Here is a 14,889-nt window from a genome sequence, read left to right on the forward strand (position 1 = left end):
GCGGCCGCGACCGGCCTCAGAGCCGCTTGCCGTAGCAGCGCTGGTCGTCCTCGCCGGCGTACTTGCCGTAGGACTCGATCGGGGCGTACCCGAGCGCGGTGTACAGCGCGATGGCCTCGGGCTGGGCGGTGCCGGTCTCGAGCACCAGTCGACGGAACCCGGCCCGGCGGGCCGCGCCCTCCAGCTCCGCCATCAGCGTGCGGGCCAGACCACGCCCCCGGTGCTCCGGCAGCACGAAGACGCGCTTGAGCTCGCCCGTCGCGGCAGGGTGGTCCGTCCCGCGTCCGCGGCCGTCGTCGGTGCCGGACACGTCCCGGACGCTGCCGCACGCGGCGGCGACGCCGTCGACCCGCACGAGGTAGCTCGCCACGACCGCGGTGGGGTCGATGACTTCCTTCGCGTCGTCGTCACCGCCGTAGCGGCGGCCGAGCTCGGCCACGGCCTCGGCGCGCAGCGCCACGGCGTCGGCGTCGTCCCAGTCGACCGCGACGACCTCGACGGTGCCGGAGCAGACCCCGGTGCTCATGAGTGGACGAGCGAAGCCAGCACCGAGGTGAAGAAGCCCAGCCCGTCGGTGCCGGAGCGCGGACCCTCCGGGCCGTCGGGACCGAAGCCGGCCTCCACGGCGTGCTCCGGGTGCGGCATGAGGCCCACGACGTTCCCTGCCGCGTTGGTGATGCCGGCGATGTCGCGACGCGACCCGTTCGGGTTCCAGCCCACGTAGCGGAACGCGACGCGCCCCTCGCCCTCGAGCTCGTCGAGGGTGTGCTCGTCGGCGACGAACTGGCCGTCCTGGTTCTTCAGCGGGATCGTGATGTGCTGACCCTGCTCGTACCGGTTGGTCCAGGCGGTGCCGGCGTTCTCCACCGACAGCACCTGCTCGCGGCAGATGAAGTGCAGGTGCTCGTTCTTGATCATCGAGCCGGGCAGCAGGTGCGCCTCGGTGAGGACCTGGAAGCCGTTGCAGATGCCGAGCACCGGCATCCCGCCCTTCGCGGCGTCCACGAGCGCGTCCATGGCGGGCGCGAAGCGGCTGATCGCCCCGGCGCGCAGGTAGTCGCCGTAGGAGAACCCGCCGGGCAGCACGACGGCGTCGACGCCCTGCAGGTCGCCGTCGGCGTGGAACAGCGACACCGGCTCGCCGCCGGCCAGGCGCACGGCGCGGGCGGCGTCCCGGTCGTCGAGCGTGCCGGGGAAGGTGATGACACCGATGCGTGCCTCGGCCAGCGTCGTGTCGAGGGTCTCCGCGCTCATCGGGCCGGGACCTCGGCGGACTCGGACGAGGCGTCCGCGACGCGCACGACGTCCTCGATGATCGGGTTCGACAGCAGCGTCTCGGCGGCCTTGCGGGCGTCCGCCAGGATCTCGGGCGTCACCTCGCCCTCGACCTCGAGCTCGAACCGCTTGCCCTGGCGGGCACCGGTGAACTGGGTGAAACCGAGGCGCGGCAGCGCCCCGACGACGGCCTTGCCCTGGGGGTCCAGGATCTCGGGCTTGGGCATGACCTCGACGACGACGCGTCCCACGGTGGGCTCCTCAGGCGCTCGGCTGGGCCGTCGCTCCGGGTTCTCGTCCGCGCCACACGGACACGGGACGGGCGGGAGCACGACGGCGGAATTCCGCGCGTCAGTCTACCCGTCCGGACCGCTGCGCCGACCGGCCCCGGGGCGATGCCGTGGATGTCGGGATCGGTCGCTATGGTCGGGTTCCCGCCATCGACCCTGGAGCACCGTGACCACGCCACCGCAGGACCCCTCGCACGTCGCCGACCCGTTCTCCGCCCCCACGCCGTCCGGTGGTGCCGGGCAGCAGCCGTCCGACGGTTCGGCTCCGCCCTCCGGGCCGCCCGCTGCGGGTCCGCAGCCCCCGTACGCGGCGCCGTCGGACCCTCGGACCGACGGGGTGTCGATCGCCGCGCTGGTCACGGGGATCCTCGGTCTGGCGCTGATCCCGCTCGGTCTCGGCATCGCCGCACTGGTCCGGATCAAGAGGTCCGGCGCGGCGGGCAAGGGGCTGGCGATCGCCGGCATCGTCCTGGGCGCGCTGTCGACGGTGGGCTGGACGGTCCTGGTCGCGCTGTTCGCCGCCTTCGTCGGCACCGGTCTCCAGGAGGCCGTCGACGAGGGACTGACCGAGGGGTTCCAGGAGGTCACCGGCACGCACCTGGTCGTCGGCGACTGCTTCGAGCCACCGGCGGACCTCACGAGCGGCGACCCGCTGCAGGCCGTCGACTGCGGCGTCCCGCACACGGCCGAGGTCTTCGGCGTGGACGACGTCGCCGCCGACGCGTTCCCCGGGGTCGAGACCATGCAGGTCCAGGCCGAGGACTTCTGCCTGGACGTCTTCGGCGACTACGTCGGCGTCGACTACATGGACTCCGCGCTCCAGGTGATCTACTTCCACCCCTCGGAGCTCACGTGGTCCGTCGGTGACCGCCGGATCATCTGCGGTGCGACGACCATGGACGGCAGCCCGCTGCACGACAGCGTGGCCGGGTCGGGGGTCTGAGCCCGGCACGCCGGACGTAGCGCGCGGTTTCACCCTCGTTGTGCGTCGTCCGACGCAGAAGCACGCGGCAGGGCCGGACCACCGTGGAGTCGGACTGCCCGCCGGACCGGTGGGTACCCCGGCCCGCTCCCCGGGCCGGTCGGACTCGACGAGGAGGCACCGACCCCATGTCCAGCACCACCGCATCACCCCGCAGACCACGACGGCGGCTCGCCGCGGTCGGCGCCCTCGGGCTCGCGATACCCCTGCTGCTCGCCCAGGCGATCCCGGCCACCGCCGCCCACGACCTCGAGTCGCTCCCGGGCAGCGACTTCGAGATCGACCTCGACGCCAACATCAAGGTCGACGACGCCGGACTCATGGACTGGGCGAACGTCGACGCGACGGTCGGCGTGGACGAACCGACCGGGAAGGACGACGACTCGTTCGCCGGCGGGTCCAAGGAGGACGACGTCTGTCCGGGCACCACCACGGGCAGCATCCCCAACAACAAGAGCGACCTGCTGAACTTCGGCGTCTACGAGGAGGAGGGCGACCCCGGCTTCCTGCACCTGTTCTGGACCCGCGTCCAGGAACCGAACGGCACCACGCTGATGGACTTCGAGCTGAACCAGTCCGGCACGGACTGCGGCAACGGGGTCAACAAGGAACGCACCGACGGCGACCTGCTGCTCGAGTACCAGATCGACCAGGGTGGCAAGCAGGCGGTCGTCCTCGCGCGCCTCTGGGACGACACCGCGGGCGAGTGGGGCTCGGTCATCGACCTGACGAACGTCGGGGACGCGACGGGCACGATCAACGAGACGGCGATCCCCGCCGGCGACGCGACCGTCAATGCCGGTGACCCGGGGGAGGTCCCGCTGGGCGACCTCAGCCCGCGCACCTTCGGTGAGGCCAGCATCGACCTCGGGTTCCTCTTCGACTCCGAGGAGTGCCTCTCGTTCGGCAGCGCGTTCCTCAAGTCCCGGTCCTCGGACTCGTTCACGTCGCAGCTCAAGGACTACATCGCACCCGTCGATGTGAACATCTCCAACTGCGGCAAGCTCGCCGTCACAAAGGTCACCGATCCCACCGGTGTCACGGACACGTTCGACTTCACCACCACGGGCGGGCTCACCCCGAGCAGCTTCACGCTCGGTGACGGCGAGACCCAGTCCTACACCGACGTGTTCGAGGGCACCTACACGGTGACCGAGGACCCGGAGGCGCCGGGAGAGCTCGACAGCATCGTCTGCGACAGCGGCGACTGGAGCGTGGCCGACCGGACGGTGACCGTCAACCTGGAGGCGGACGACGACATCACGTGTACGTTCACCAACAGCCTGTACGGCTCGATCCTCGTGGAGAAGGTCGACGACGACGGCGCAGCGCTGGGCGGCGCGGCGTTCGAGGCCGACCCGGGCGACTACGTGCTCACCGAGTACAGCACCGGCGTGTTCTGCGTCGACGTGCCGTACGGCGACTACACGGTCACCGAGACGACGGTGCCGCCCGACTACGTGGGTCAGGACCCGCAGGACGTCACCGTCAACACGTCCGAGACGTGCGCCGAGCGCATCGCCGCTGACGACGACCCGGACCTGACGTTCACGAACGAGCAGCTCCACCGGGTGGTCGTGCTGGTCTGCCACCAGGCGGACGACGAGCTCGTCGTCGGCACCGTGACGCTCGACGGCGTCACGCAGGACACGGTCGCACCGAGCGACATCACGCCGCTCACGGACGTCGACCCGGACGCCGAGGAGAAGCTGTGCAACCTGCCCGGATTCTCCGACCTCGAGCACGGGGAGGTGAGCCTGACCGTCGGCATCCCCGGTCACACCACGGAATGACCGACTGAGCGGGACCACCGCGGTTCGACCGGCACGGCGGGTGCACACGACGAGCGTGCACCCGCCGTGCCGTGCGCGTGGATCACGGTTTCCCGGCATGCTGCGTCCGGCGTGCCTAGCGTGGCACGCAGGAGGCCCTGCGTGGAGTCAGGGCGACGCGATGACCGCTGACGACAGCGTGCCGGCCTGGGAGCCGGCGTCGTTCCTCGGGCTGATCGACGAACCCGAGCGTTCACGGCTGGTGTCCTCCGGGCATCGCACGGACGTCCCCGCGGGCACGGTGCTCATGCCGCAGGGCGTCGTACCGGACACCCTCGTGGTCCTGCTGGACGGCGCGGCGGAGGCCGTCCGTGTCGACCAGCACGGTCACGAGACACGGGTCACGTCGTTCGGCCCCGGGGACGCGGCCGGGTTGGCCGCGGTCTGCGCCGACGTCCCGGCGCTGGCGGACATCCGCACGTCGCGGTCGAGCCAGGTGCTCGCCGTCCCCGCCCGGACCTTCCGTCACCTCGTGACGACGCCCGCCGTCTCCGAGGCGGCGATCTCCACGCTGGCGGCCCTCACGTACACGCTGGAGGAGCACCGGATGCACGGCTCCTACGGGAACGTCAGGTCCCTCGTGTGCCACTGGATCCTCTCGCTCGCGGCACGGTCGGGGGTGCCGCAGGCAGACGGCAGCGTCGTCGTGGCGTGCACCCAGGCCGAGCTCGCGTCCTGGGCGGGGGTGTCCCGCGAGGCCGTCGTCCGCCACCTGCGGGCGATGCGGCTGGAGGGGCTCGTCACCACCACGCGCGGCCACATGACGATCCACGACCCCGACGCGATCCGGGCGGCGGCCGAGGACGACCGGCCACCGCCGCCGGCGGGGCGGGGCGGGCTCAACGCAGCGGCGAGCCCGTGATCCTCTCGTACGCCTCGAGGTAGCGGTCCCGGGTGCGGCGGACGACGTCGTCCGGCAGCGCGGGCGGCGGGGCGTCGCCCGCGCGGTCCCAACCGGAGGCGTCCGAGGTCAGCCAGTCGCGGACGAACTGCTTGTCGAAGCTGGGCTGGGCACGGCCCGGCTCCCAGTCGTCGGCGGGCCAGAACCGCGAGGAGTCCGGCGTCAGCACCTCGTCGCCGAGGACGATCGGTCCACCGTCGGGCACCCGGCCGAACTCCAGCTTGGTGTCCGCCAGGATGACGCCGCGCTCGCGGGCGATCTCCTCGGCGCGACCGTAGACGGCGAGCGTGAGCTCGCAAAGCCGGCCGGCCTCGTCGTCCCCGATGCGGCGGGCGACCTCGGCGAAGCTGACGTTCTCGTCGTGCTCGCCGACCTCCGCCTTGGTGGCGGGGGTGAAGATCGGCTCGGGCAGCCGCGAGCCGTCCACGAGCCCGTCCGGCAGCGGGATGCCGGTGACCTCGCCGGACGCGCGGTACTCGGCCAGCCCGGAGCCGGTGAGGTAGCCGCGGGCGACGCACTCGACGGGGAACATGTCGAGGCGCCGGCAGATCATCGCCCGGCCCGCGACGACGTCGGGCACGAACCCGTCGCCGGGCTCCGCGCTCGCCTCGGTCGACACGACGTGGTTGTCCACGAGGTCGGCGAGCTGGTCGAACCACCACAGGCTGAGCTGGGTCAGGACCACGCCCTTGTCGGGGATGCCCGGCGTGAGCACGTGGTCGTAGGCGGACACCCGGTCCGAGGCCACGACGAGCACGACGTCGCCCAGCGGGTGGACGCCGCCGAGCGCCGGCAGGTCGGGGGCGTACAGGTCGCGGACCTTGCCCGAGTAGACGTGCCGCCAGCCGGGCAGGTCCAGAGGTCCGCCGGCGAAGGCGTCGGAGAAGGTCACGGCACCTGCACCTCGCCCCGCTCGGCGGCCAGCGCGATGTCGGTGCGGTGGTGGGAGTCGGCCAGGCCGATCTCCGCGACACCGGCGTAGGCCGCAGCCCGCGCGGCGGCGAGGTCGGCCCCCCGCCCGACCACGGACAGCACCCGGCCGCCGGCGGAGACGAGCGTGCCGTCGTCGGTCGTCGCGGTCCCGGCGTGCAGGACGTGCACGCCGTCGAGGCCGTCGGCCGGGTCGATCCCCGTGATCGCGTCGCCCTTGCGCGGATCTGCCGGGTACCCCGTCGCCGCGACGACGACGTTGACCACGGCGTCCGGCGACCAGTGCAGCGGCTCGTGCTGCTCGAGCTCGCCGCGGGCGGCGGCCAGCAGGACGGACGACAGGGGTGTCACCAGGCGGGTCAGCACGGCCTGGATCTCGGGGTCGCCGAACCGGGCGTTGAACTCCACGACCCGGGTGCCGCGCGAGGTCAGCGCCAGCCCCACGTAGAGCACGCCGACGAAGGGCGTCCCGCGGTGGGCCATCTCGTCGATCGTGGGCTGCGCGATCCGGTCGACGACCTCGCCGACGAGCCCGGACGGCGCCCAGTCCAGCGGGGTGTAGGCCCCCATGCCGCCGGTGTTCGGGCCCTCGCCGCCGTCGAAGACCCGCTTGAAGTCCTGCGCGGGGACCATCGGCACCACGGAGGTGCCGTCGCACACGCAGAAGACCGAGACCTCGGGTCCGTCCAGGTACTCCTCGACGACGACGCGTCCCTCGGCACCGCGCCCCGCGAGCGCGGCCCCGGCGTGCGCCATCGCCTCGTCCCGGTCGGAAGTGACGACGACGCCCTTGCCGGCCGCCAGGCCGTCGTCCTTGACGACGTAGGGAGGGCCGAACGCGTCCAGCGCCGCGGCGACCTCGTCGGTCGAGGTGCACACGTGCGCCATCGCGGTGGGGACGTTCGCCGCCGCCATGACGTCCTTCGCGAACGCCTTCGACCCCTCGAGCCGGGCCGCCTCGGCGGAAGGCCCGAAGACCGGGATCCCGGCGTCGCGCACGACGTCGGCCACCCCGGCCACGAGCGGGGCCTCGGGGCCGACGACGACCAGGTCGGCGCCCAGCGCGGTCGCCAGCGCGGCGACCGCCTCGCCGTCGAGCGCGTCGACCGCGTGGAGCGTGGCCTGCCGGCCCATCCCCGGGTTCCCCGGTGCGGCGTGCAGGTCGTGCGGCTCACCCCCGGCGGCGGCCTCCGCGGCGAGGGCGTGGACGATGGCGTGCTCGCGAGCACCGTTCCCGACGACGAGGATCTTCACGGGCACCGATCCTAAGTCCTCACGGTCGCGCGTTCCGGTTCTGCGGGATATCAGGTCGGTAACCCGCAGGACCGGAACGCGCGGCGGACCACCCCTGTGGACGACGCCGGCACCGACGCCCGCGACGGTGCTGAGGTGGGCACGTGCCACGACCTCCGGCGGCGCTCCCGCCGTCCCTGATCGCCCTCGCCCGCCGCCAGGCCGGCCTGGTGTCGTTGCGGCAGTGCGTCGCCCGCGGCGTGCCCGCCGACCGGATCACGCGGGCCGCCCGGAGCGGACGTCTCCCCCGCGTCGCCCGCGGTGTCTACGACGTCGGCGCCGGGCTCCCGCCGTCGCGCGCAGACCCGCAGGACGTGCGTCGTCGTCGGGCCGCTGCCCTGGGTGTGCTCGCCCACCCCGGCGCCGTGGCGACGGGTGTGTGCGCCCTCGTGCTGCGCGGGGTGCAGGGCGCCCCGACGGTGGTGCAGCCCGAGGTGGCGTTCCCCGACGGGTCCTCGCGGGAGGCGGTGACGCCGGTGCGCGTCCGGCGGGTCCCGGTGCGTCGCTGGGAGGTGGTGGGCGGGCTGCGGTGCGCCGAGGTCGCCGACGCGCTGGCGCAGGCCGTGCCCGAGCTCGATCGGCGCCATGCCGTGGCCCTCATGGACTCCGCCCTGCAGCAGGGGTTCCTGACCGAGGCCGAGCTCGCCGCGGCCCACGACGACGCCCGCGGTCGCCCCGGCGTCGAGCGGACGCACCGGTGGTGGGGCGAGGCCGACGGACGGGCCGAGTCGCCCGCCGAGACCTGGGCCAGGCTGTCGTGCCTGCGCGCCGGAGTCCCGCCGGACGCGCTCCAGCAGGTCGTGGTGGACGCGGACGGCGGCTTCCTGGCGCGCGTCGACCTCGCCTGGTCGCTCCCCGACGGCCGGGTGCTCCTGGTGGAGATCGACGGCGCGGAGCCGCACTCGTCCCCGCGGGCCGTCTACCGCGACCGGGTGCGCCAGAACGACCTGGTCACCGCACGCTCGCTGGTGCGGCGCTACACCGGGACCGACGCCTGGCACGGCGCCGTCGGCCCCGCGGTGCGCCGGCTCCTCGAGCCGACCGGGTGGCGGCCGGGACGTCCCGCGCCGCGCACCGTGACCGTCTGACGCGCCCCGACGTCCCGGTCCTGCGGCATATCAAGTCGGTGACCCGCAGGACCGGGACGCTCGGGCACCGCCCGCACAGCGTCCGGTCACGCCCGGGCGTGGATGAGGTCGTGGATCGGGATGATCTCGTCGCGGCGCGGACCGACGCCGACCGCCGAGATGCGGCAGCCGGACATCTCCTCCAGCGCCCGGACGTAGGCCTGGGCGTTGGCCGGGAGCTCGTCGAACGACCGGCACTGCGAGATGTCCTCCCACCAGCCGGGCAGCTCCTCGTAGATCGGCTTCGCGTGGTGGAAGGCCGACTGGTCGTCGGGCATCTCGTCGTAGCGGACGCCGTCGACGTCGTAGGCCACGCAGACCGGGACCTTCTCCATGCCGGTGAGCACGTCGAGCTTGGTGACCACCAGGTCGGTCAGTCCGTTGACGCGTGCGGAGTACCGGGCGATCACGGCGTCGTACCAGCCGCAGCGCCGCGCGCGGCCGGTGGTCACGCCGTACTCGCCGCCGGTCTTGAGCAGGTACTCGCCGTCGGCGTCGAACAGCTCGGTGGGGAACGGGCCCTCGCCGACACGCGTCGTGTAGGCCTTGATGACGCCGATGATCGAGTCGATGCGCGTCGGCCCGACGCCGGACCCGGTCACCGCACCGCCCGCGGTGGCGTTCGACGACGTCACGAAGGGATAGGTGCCGTGGTCGACGTCGAGCATGGTCGCCTGCCCGCCCTCGAACAGGACGTTGTGACCGGCGTCCAGGGCCTGGTTCAGCGCCAGGCCGGTGTCCGCGACCATGGGCTTGAGGCGCTCGGCGTGGCCGAGCAGCTCGTCGACGACCTCGTCGACCTCGACGGCGCGGCGGTTGTAGACCTTGACCAGCAGGTGGTTCTTCTGGTCGAGCGCGCCCTCGACCTTCTCGCGCAGGATCTTCGGGTCGAACAGGTCGGCGACGCGGATCCCGACGCGGTTGATCTTGTCGGCGTACGCCGGCCCGATCCCCCGCCCGGTCGTCCCGATGCGCCGCTTGCCGAGGAACCGCTCCGTCACCTTGTCCACCGTGCGGTGGTACGAGGCGATGACGTGCGCGCCGGAGGACACCATCAGCTTCGACGTGTCGACGCCGCGGGCCTCCAGGGCGTCGAGCTCCTCGAAGAGCACGTCGATGTCCACCACGACGCCGTTGGCGATGACCGGCGTGACACCCGGGGACAGGATGCCGGAGGGCAGCAGGTGCAGCGCGTACTTCTCGTCGCCGATCACCACCGTGTGCCCGGCGTTGTTGCCCCCGTTGAACTTGACCACGTAGTCGACGCGGTCACCGAGGAGGTCCGTCGCCTTCCCCTTGCCCTCATCGCCCCACTGGGCGCCGACGAGCACCACGGCTGGCATGGATCAACTCTCCTCGCGTGTCGGTGAGACCCGGAGGATCCCGCCGGGCCTCGCCAGAGTTTACCCGGCCATGACCTGCTGTCCCAGGCAGGCCCGTCTCAGGCGGGTCGGGGCCGCTGCGGCAGCTGGACGGGCGTCGCCCCGGTCGTCGGGTCGGACTGCTCGCACTGGTGGTCGGTGTCGATCCGGAACAGGTCCAGCGCACCGCACACCTCGAGCACGAACAGGTCGCGGTCGTCCGCCCCGCGCAGCACGGTGGCCCCGCCACGCTTGCGGCCCGAGTCGGCGAGGGAGATGAGGAACGCCGCGCCGGTGGAGTCCATGAAGGTCACGCGGCACATGTCGATGACCAGCAGCTGACGGCGGAGCCCGACGACGCGCGCCGCGATCTCGGGGAACTGGTCCCGCTCGGCGAGGTCGAGGTCGCCGGCGACCACGAGCGTCGTCGTCGTCGAGGACGTCGCGATCTCGATCATGCCGACGAGCCTACCGTCGGGCGCCGCGGGTCCGCCGCTCGGGACGGGGGTCCGGTGCCGAGCGTCACCTCGATCGCGGGCCGCCGCACCGTCCTGGAAGGATGGGCGCATGAGCCACAACCTGCTGTCCGGACCCGACCCGACCCGCCTGCCCGACGACCACGCCGTGGCGCGCGAGGGCCTCGAGACCGGCGAGGACCCGGCCGCCCTGGCGGCCGCCCACCCCTCGGCGAGCCTCACGTGGGCCGTGCTCGCCGAGCAGACCCTCGACGGCGGCGAGGACGTCACGCACTCCGTGACGGCGTACGCCTACGCGCGCACCGGGTACCACCGCGGGCTGGACGCTCTGCGCCGCGCCGGCTGGCGCGGCCAGGGGCCGGTCCCGGCCGACCACGTCCCGAACCAGGGGTTCCTGCGGGCCCTCCTGGCGCTGTCCGAGGCGGCCGCCCGCATCGGAGAGACCGACGAGGCGGAACGGTGCGCCCAGTTCCTCGCGGACTCCGGCGTCTCCGTCGACGAGGTCCGCGCGCTGCGCTGACCGGGCTCCGGTGAGCTCCGAGCCGACGGCCGGTGGTGCGGCGCTACTCCTGCCCCGCACCACCGGTCAGGTCGGGCCGCAGCTTGGCCCACACGAGCTTGCCGGACGTGCTGGGCCGCCAGCCCCAGTCGGCGAGCCGCTCGACGATCTGCATCCCGAAACCGCCGAGCCGGTTCGGGTGCCCGTCGGTGGCCACCGGCGGTGCCGGGTTGGAGTCCTCGACCTCGATGCGCAGCCCGTCCCCGGTGTCGAACAGCCGCAGCGCGATGTTGCCCCAGCCGTGCAGCACCCCGTTGGCCACGAGCTCGCTCACGACGAGCTCGGCGGCCGCGGAGTCCGGCAGCCCCCACGCCTGCGAGGTGCGCAGCACCGCGTGCCGTGCCCGGCCGATGGAGCCCGGCTCGCTCGGCAGCAGCCAGCGCCGCGAGCGGGGGCTCAGCGCGGTGACCCGGCGGTCCGCCTCCGGGTCGGGGACGCGCACGACGACGATGGCGACGTCGTCCTCGGGCGAGTCGGCCAGCCGTGACAGCAGCTCCTCCCCCACCCCGGCGGCGTCCCGCGCGGTGATGCGCCCCGACATCTCGGTGAGGGTCTCCAGCCCGCGCTTGAGCGACCGGTCGCGCCGCTCGATGAGCCCGTCGGTGTAGAAGATCAGCACGTCGCCGCGCCGCAGCACCTCACGGCCGGTGGTCCGCGTCTCGTTGCCGAAACCCACGAGCATGCCGCCGGCCTCGGAGAGCAGCTGGGTGGTGCCGTCGCGGAGCAGCAGCGGCGGCAGGTGGCCGGCACGGGTGTACTCCAGCGCCCAGGTGTCGTCCTCGGTGAGGTGCTCCAGCGCGGCGTAGACCATCGACGCAGGACGCGGCACCCGCATCCCCGCCACGAGCTGGTCGACCCGGTCCAGCACCGTCCCGGGTGTCGTCAGCTCGTAGGCGTAGGCACGCACCACGGAGCGGAGCTGGCCCATCGCGGCCGCGGCCTCGACGTCGTGCCCGACCACGTCGCCGATCACGAGCCCCACGGTGCCGTCGGCGATCTGCAGCACGTCGTACCAGTCGCCGCCGACCTGCGCGTGCTCGGCGTTCGGGGCGTAGTAGGTCCACACGTCCAGCCCGGTGACGTCGGCCTGCTCGGGCAGCATCGCGCGCTGCAGCGCCTCGGCCAGACGGTGCTCGCGGGCGTACAGCCGGGCGTTGTCGACCGCGGTGCCGGCACGGCGCGCCACCACCTCGACGACGGTGGACACGTGGTCCGGCTCGGGGCGCCCGGGGTGGACGTCGGCCTCGGCACCTCCGTGCCAGGTCACCAGGAGCCCGAGCACCCGGCGCCGGCCGGCCACGGCGTGGACGACGACGGCGTGCGGTACCGCCCCCGTCTCCTCGACCACGCGGTGCATCAGGTCCCGTCGCAGCCAGCCCGAGGCCGACGTCGGGTCGAACCGACCCTCGAGGCTCAGCCGCACGGGCCCGTCGACGACGCCGTCGAGCAGGTCCTGCACGTCGTCGACGGCCGGGTTCGACGCCGGTGCCCCGCCGTCGGCTCCGGACGGGACCGGCTCGAGCCGGTCGAGCGGCCGGTCCTCCGGCACGTAGCGCGTGTGCCTCCGGCCGCGGCCGGAGGGCGGCGAGGCGACGTCGACCCCCTCGGCGAACAGCAGCCCGTCGTCGTTGAGGTAGAACCCGGACCACGGCACCAGGGAGCGCAGCAGGTCGGCGATGTCGCGCAGGGCGAACGGGTACTCGAGGTCCCCGAGCAGCTCCGTGGTCTGGGCGATGAGGTCCAGGTCCGCGCGCTGGCGACGCTCGACCTCCAGGGAGGCGAGCTGTTCGGCCTGCTGGTCGACGTACTCCGAGACGTCCGTGGTGACGCCGACCCAGTACTCCGGGAGGTCGTCGCCGTTCGGCAGCGGGGTGACGTCGACCTGCAGCCAGGTCGTGCCGCCGTCCCGACGGCGGGCGCTGACGATCCGCCGCATCGCCCGCCCCGCCTTGAGGTCGGCCTGGGCGGCGGCCCGGTTCGGGTCGTCCTGCACGAGGGCGAGCAACGAGTGCGGCCCGAGGATCGCCAGCTCGTCGATGCCCACGCCGCCGAGCTCCTCGAACGCCTGGTTCACCCAGAGCACGGGCATGCCCGTGGACCACGACCCCGTGATGAACGCCGGCACGGTCGTGACGGACAGGGCCGAGGCGAGCTGGGCGGCCGAGACCGGCACGACGCCGGTGTACGAACCAGGCATTCGACCCATTCCCCCTCCTGTCGTCACGGGTTGCGGCCAGGTTGGTGCATTCCGGCGCCATTCAACCGTAGATTGGTGTCCGCCGAGACGTGAGGTGAGCGAGAAGCTCGAGGAAGGAGCACCGTGCAGGACGCATCCAACGCGGCGCCGCACTCCCCCGATGGTGGGGACGCCGACGAGAACACGGGGCCCCAGATCGGCGACCCCGCGAGCATCCACGTCATCGTGGGCACCTCGCGGGCGCGCGTCGTCCTCTCGGGCGAGATCGACGCCGAGGTCAGCTCCGAGCTGGGCGACGCCATCTCCGACGCCGAGGCCTCCGGGCTCCCCGTCGAGATCGACGCCCACCACGTGACGTTCATGGACTCCTCCGGCGTCGCCTTCCTGGCACGGCTCGCCTCGCGCAGCCCGCACACCGTCCGCATCCTGCGCGCGCCCCCGACGGTGCGCTTCCTGCTCGAGGTCACCCGGATCGGCGAGCTCCTCGAGATCGTCGACGACGACCCGGGCGTCGACCTCGACATCACCTCGGCCCAGCACTGACCCCGCACGCACGAAGGCCCCGCCGCTCACCAGGAGCGGCGGGGCCTTCGCGTCAGCGGCGCAGGCTCACATCTTGTGGCCGGCCGAGCGCAGCCACTGGCAGGCCTCGACGATGCGGTCCGCCATGCCGGCCTCGGCCTTCTTGCCCCAGGCGCGCGGGTCGTAGGCCTTCTTGTTGCCGACCTCGCCGTCGATCTTCAGCACGCCGTCGTAGTTGGTGAACATGTGGTCGACGACCGGACGCGTGAAGGCGTACTGGGTGTCGGTGTCGATGTTCATCTTGATGACGCCGTTGTCGACCGCCTCGGCGACCTCCTCGGCGGTCGAGCCCGAGCCGCCGTGGAACACGAGGTCGAACGGGTTCTCCTTGCCGATCTCGTCCCCGACGGCCTTCTGGATCTCGCCGAGGATGGCCGGGCGCAGCTTGACCGCACCGGGCTTGTAGACGCCGTGCACGTTGCCGAAGGTGAGCGCCGTCAGGTAGCGGCCCTTCTCACCGGCGCCGAGCGCCTTGACGGTCTTCAGACCGTCCTCGGGGGTCGTGTACAGCTTCTCGTTGATCTCCGCGACGTGGCCGTCCTCCTCGCCACCGACGACGCCGATCTCGACCTCGAGGAGGGTGCGCGCGGCCTGCGAGAGCTCGAGCAGCTCCTCGGCGATGACGAGGTTCTCCTCCAGCGGGATGTCCGAGCCGTCGAACATGTGCGACTGGAAGGTCGGGTTCTTGCCGGCCTTGACCTGCTCGGCCTCGAGCGCCAGCAGCGGGCGGACCCAGGAGTCCAGGTTCTTCTTGACGCAGTGGTCGGTGTGGATCGCGATGTTGACGGAGTAGTTCTTGGCGACCTCGGTGGCGTACGCGGCCAGAGCCAGGGAGCCGGCGACGCGGTCCTTGATCGTCGCGCCCGAGGCGTACTCGCTGCCGCCCACGGAGACCTGGATGATGCCGTCCGACTCCGCCTCGGCGAAGCCCTGCAGGGCGGCGGTGACGGTCTGCGAGGACGTGATGTTGACGGCGGGGTAGGCGAACTTGCCGGCCTTCGCCCGGTCGATCATCTCGGCGTAGACCTCGGGGGTTGCGATAGGCATCTGCGGTACTCCAATGAGGGGACGTACGAGGGACGCA

At 72.7% G+C, this 14,889-nt stretch carries 15 protein-coding genes; 6 read left to right on the forward strand and 9 right to left on the reverse strand.

Annotated features, from left to right (window positions below):
- Positions 1 to 16 precede the first annotated feature (16 nt).
- Genes V5O49_RS14085 through purS form a run of 3 tightly spaced genes read right to left on the reverse strand, consistent with a single transcriptional unit; the run spans position 17 to position 1,526 of the window.
- On the reverse strand, positions 17 to 526 hold the full coding sequence (locus V5O49_RS14085; protein WP_332902747.1) for a GNAT family N-acetyltransferase: 510 nt from the start codon (positions 524 to 526) through the stop codon (positions 17 to 19).
- The gene (purQ, locus tag V5O49_RS14090) at positions 523 to 1,254 is read right to left on the reverse strand and encodes a phosphoribosylformylglycinamidine synthase subunit PurQ (RefSeq protein ID WP_332902748.1); all 732 of its coding nucleotides are present in this window, start codon (positions 1,252 to 1,254) and stop codon (positions 523 to 525) included. The genes V5O49_RS14085 and purQ overlap by 4 nt, the downstream gene beginning before the upstream one ends.
- Positions 1,251 to 1,526, reverse strand: a complete 276-nt coding sequence (purS, locus tag V5O49_RS14095; protein WP_332902749.1) for a phosphoribosylformylglycinamidine synthase subunit PurS — start codon at positions 1,524 to 1,526, stop codon at positions 1,251 to 1,253. The genes purQ and purS overlap by 4 nt, the downstream gene beginning before the upstream one ends.
- Before the next feature lie 205 nt (positions 1,527 to 1,731).
- On the opposite strand from purS, the gene V5O49_RS14100 reads away from it, so the two are divergent.
- The 3 genes from V5O49_RS14100 to V5O49_RS14110 all read left to right on the forward strand — a co-directional run bounded on the left by V5O49_RS14100 (position 1,732) and on the right by V5O49_RS14110 (position 5,241).
- A complete protein-coding gene (locus V5O49_RS14100) occupies positions 1,732 to 2,508 on the forward strand; it encodes a DUF4190 domain-containing protein (protein WP_332902750.1) in 777 nt (258 codons plus the stop codon).
- Positions 2,509 to 2,675: 167 nt separating this feature from the next.
- On the forward strand, positions 2,676 to 4,340 hold the full coding sequence (locus V5O49_RS14105; protein WP_332902751.1) for a prealbumin-like fold domain-containing protein: 1,665 nt from the start codon (positions 2,676 to 2,678) through the stop codon (positions 4,338 to 4,340).
- A gap of 160 nt (positions 4,341 to 4,500) precedes the next feature.
- On the forward strand, positions 4,501 to 5,241 hold the full coding sequence (locus V5O49_RS14110) for a Crp/Fnr family transcriptional regulator (protein WP_332902752.1): 741 nt from the start codon (positions 4,501 to 4,503) through the stop codon (positions 5,239 to 5,241).
- Here the strand turns inward: V5O49_RS14110 and V5O49_RS14115 are convergent.
- Positions 5,219 to 6,172 carry a phosphoribosylaminoimidazolesuccinocarboxamide synthase gene (locus V5O49_RS14115; RefSeq protein WP_332902753.1) on the reverse strand — a complete coding sequence of 318 codons (954 nt, stop codon included), beginning with the start codon at positions 6,170 to 6,172 and terminating at the stop codon, positions 5,219 to 5,221. The genes V5O49_RS14110 and V5O49_RS14115 overlap by 23 nt on opposite strands.
- A complete protein-coding gene (purD, locus tag V5O49_RS14120) occupies positions 6,169 to 7,464 on the reverse strand; it encodes a phosphoribosylamine--glycine ligase (protein ID WP_332902754.1) in 1,296 nt (431 codons plus the stop codon). The genes V5O49_RS14115 and purD overlap by 4 nt, the downstream gene beginning before the upstream one ends.
- Before the next feature lie 143 nt (positions 7,465 to 7,607).
- On the opposite strand from purD, the gene V5O49_RS14125 reads away from it, so the two are divergent.
- Entirely contained in the window at positions 7,608 to 8,591 is a 984-nt protein-coding gene (locus V5O49_RS14125; RefSeq protein WP_332902755.1) for a type IV toxin-antitoxin system AbiEi family antitoxin domain-containing protein, read from the forward strand.
- Between the two features lie 86 nt (positions 8,592 to 8,677).
- Here V5O49_RS14125 and V5O49_RS14130 read toward each other — a convergent pair whose 3' ends face one another.
- Together V5O49_RS14130 and V5O49_RS14135 are read right to left on the reverse strand one after the other, a co-directional pair.
- Positions 8,678 to 9,973: an adenylosuccinate synthase gene (locus V5O49_RS14130; RefSeq protein WP_278236238.1), complete on the reverse strand. Its 1,296-nt coding sequence runs from the start codon at positions 9,971 to 9,973 to the stop codon at positions 8,678 to 8,680.
- A 98-nt stretch (positions 9,974 to 10,071) separates the two neighbouring features.
- The gene (locus tag V5O49_RS14135) at positions 10,072 to 10,449 is read right to left on the reverse strand and encodes an STAS domain-containing protein (RefSeq protein WP_278236237.1); all 378 of its coding nucleotides are present in this window, start codon (positions 10,447 to 10,449) and stop codon (positions 10,072 to 10,074) included.
- Positions 10,450 to 10,558: 109 nt separating this feature from the next.
- Here V5O49_RS14135 and V5O49_RS14140 point away from each other — a divergent pair, with 109 nt between their 5' ends.
- Entirely contained in the window at positions 10,559 to 10,987 is a 429-nt protein-coding gene (locus V5O49_RS14140; protein ID WP_332902756.1) for a DUF3151 domain-containing protein, read from the forward strand.
- A 43-nt stretch (positions 10,988 to 11,030) separates the two neighbouring features.
- On the opposite strand, the gene V5O49_RS14145 is transcribed toward V5O49_RS14140, so the two are convergent.
- Entirely contained in the window at positions 11,031 to 13,232 is a 2,202-nt protein-coding gene (locus V5O49_RS14145) for an ATP-binding SpoIIE family protein phosphatase (protein ID WP_332902757.1), read from the reverse strand.
- 114 nt (positions 13,233 to 13,346) lie between these two features.
- Between V5O49_RS14145 and V5O49_RS14150 the strand changes: the two genes are divergently transcribed.
- On the forward strand, positions 13,347 to 13,766 hold the full coding sequence (locus tag V5O49_RS14150) for an STAS domain-containing protein (RefSeq protein ID WP_332902758.1): 420 nt from the start codon (positions 13,347 to 13,349) through the stop codon (positions 13,764 to 13,766).
- Positions 13,767 to 13,832: 66 nt separating this feature from the next.
- Here V5O49_RS14150 and fbaA read toward each other — a convergent pair whose 3' ends face one another.
- Positions 13,833 to 14,852, reverse strand: a complete 1,020-nt coding sequence (fbaA, locus tag V5O49_RS14155; protein ID WP_332902759.1) for a class II fructose-bisphosphate aldolase — start codon at positions 14,850 to 14,852, stop codon at positions 13,833 to 13,835.
- Between the last annotated feature and the right edge of the window lie 37 nt (positions 14,853 to 14,889).

The sequence above is a fragment of the Isoptericola haloaureus genome (assembly GCF_036689775.1).
Taxonomy (GTDB): Bacteria; Actinomycetota; Actinomycetes; order Actinomycetales; family Cellulomonadaceae; genus Isoptericola; species Isoptericola haloaureus.

Coding starts and splice junctions, on each gene's coding strand:
- V5O49_RS14085 (WP_332902747.1), bottom strand. CDS start 526: ATGAGCACCGGGGTCTGCTCCGGCACCGTCGAGGTCGTCGCGGTCGAC.
- V5O49_RS14110 (WP_332902752.1), top strand. CDS start 4,501: ATGACCGCTGACGACAGCGTGCCGGCCTGGGAGCCGGCGTCGTTCCTC.
- V5O49_RS14145 (WP_332902757.1), bottom strand. CDS start 13,232: ATGGGTCGAATGCCTGGTTCGTACACCGGCGTCGTGCCGGTCTCGGCC.
- V5O49_RS14140 (WP_332902756.1), top strand. CDS start 10,559: ATGAGCCACAACCTGCTGTCCGGACCCGACCCGACCCGCCTGCCCGAC.
- V5O49_RS14135 (WP_278236237.1), bottom strand. CDS start 10,449: ATGATCGAGATCGCGACGTCCTCGACGACGACGACGCTCGTGGTCGCC.
- purQ (WP_332902748.1), bottom strand. CDS start 1,254: ATGAGCGCGGAGACCCTCGACACGACGCTGGCCGAGGCACGCATCGGT.
- fbaA (WP_332902759.1), bottom strand. CDS start 14,852: ATGCCTATCGCAACCCCCGAGGTCTACGCCGAGATGATCGACCGGGCG.
- V5O49_RS14130 (WP_278236238.1), bottom strand. CDS start 9,973: ATGCCAGCCGTGGTGCTCGTCGGCGCCCAGTGGGGCGATGAGGGCAAG.
- V5O49_RS14105 (WP_332902751.1), top strand. CDS start 2,676: ATGTCCAGCACCACCGCATCACCCCGCAGACCACGACGGCGGCTCGCC.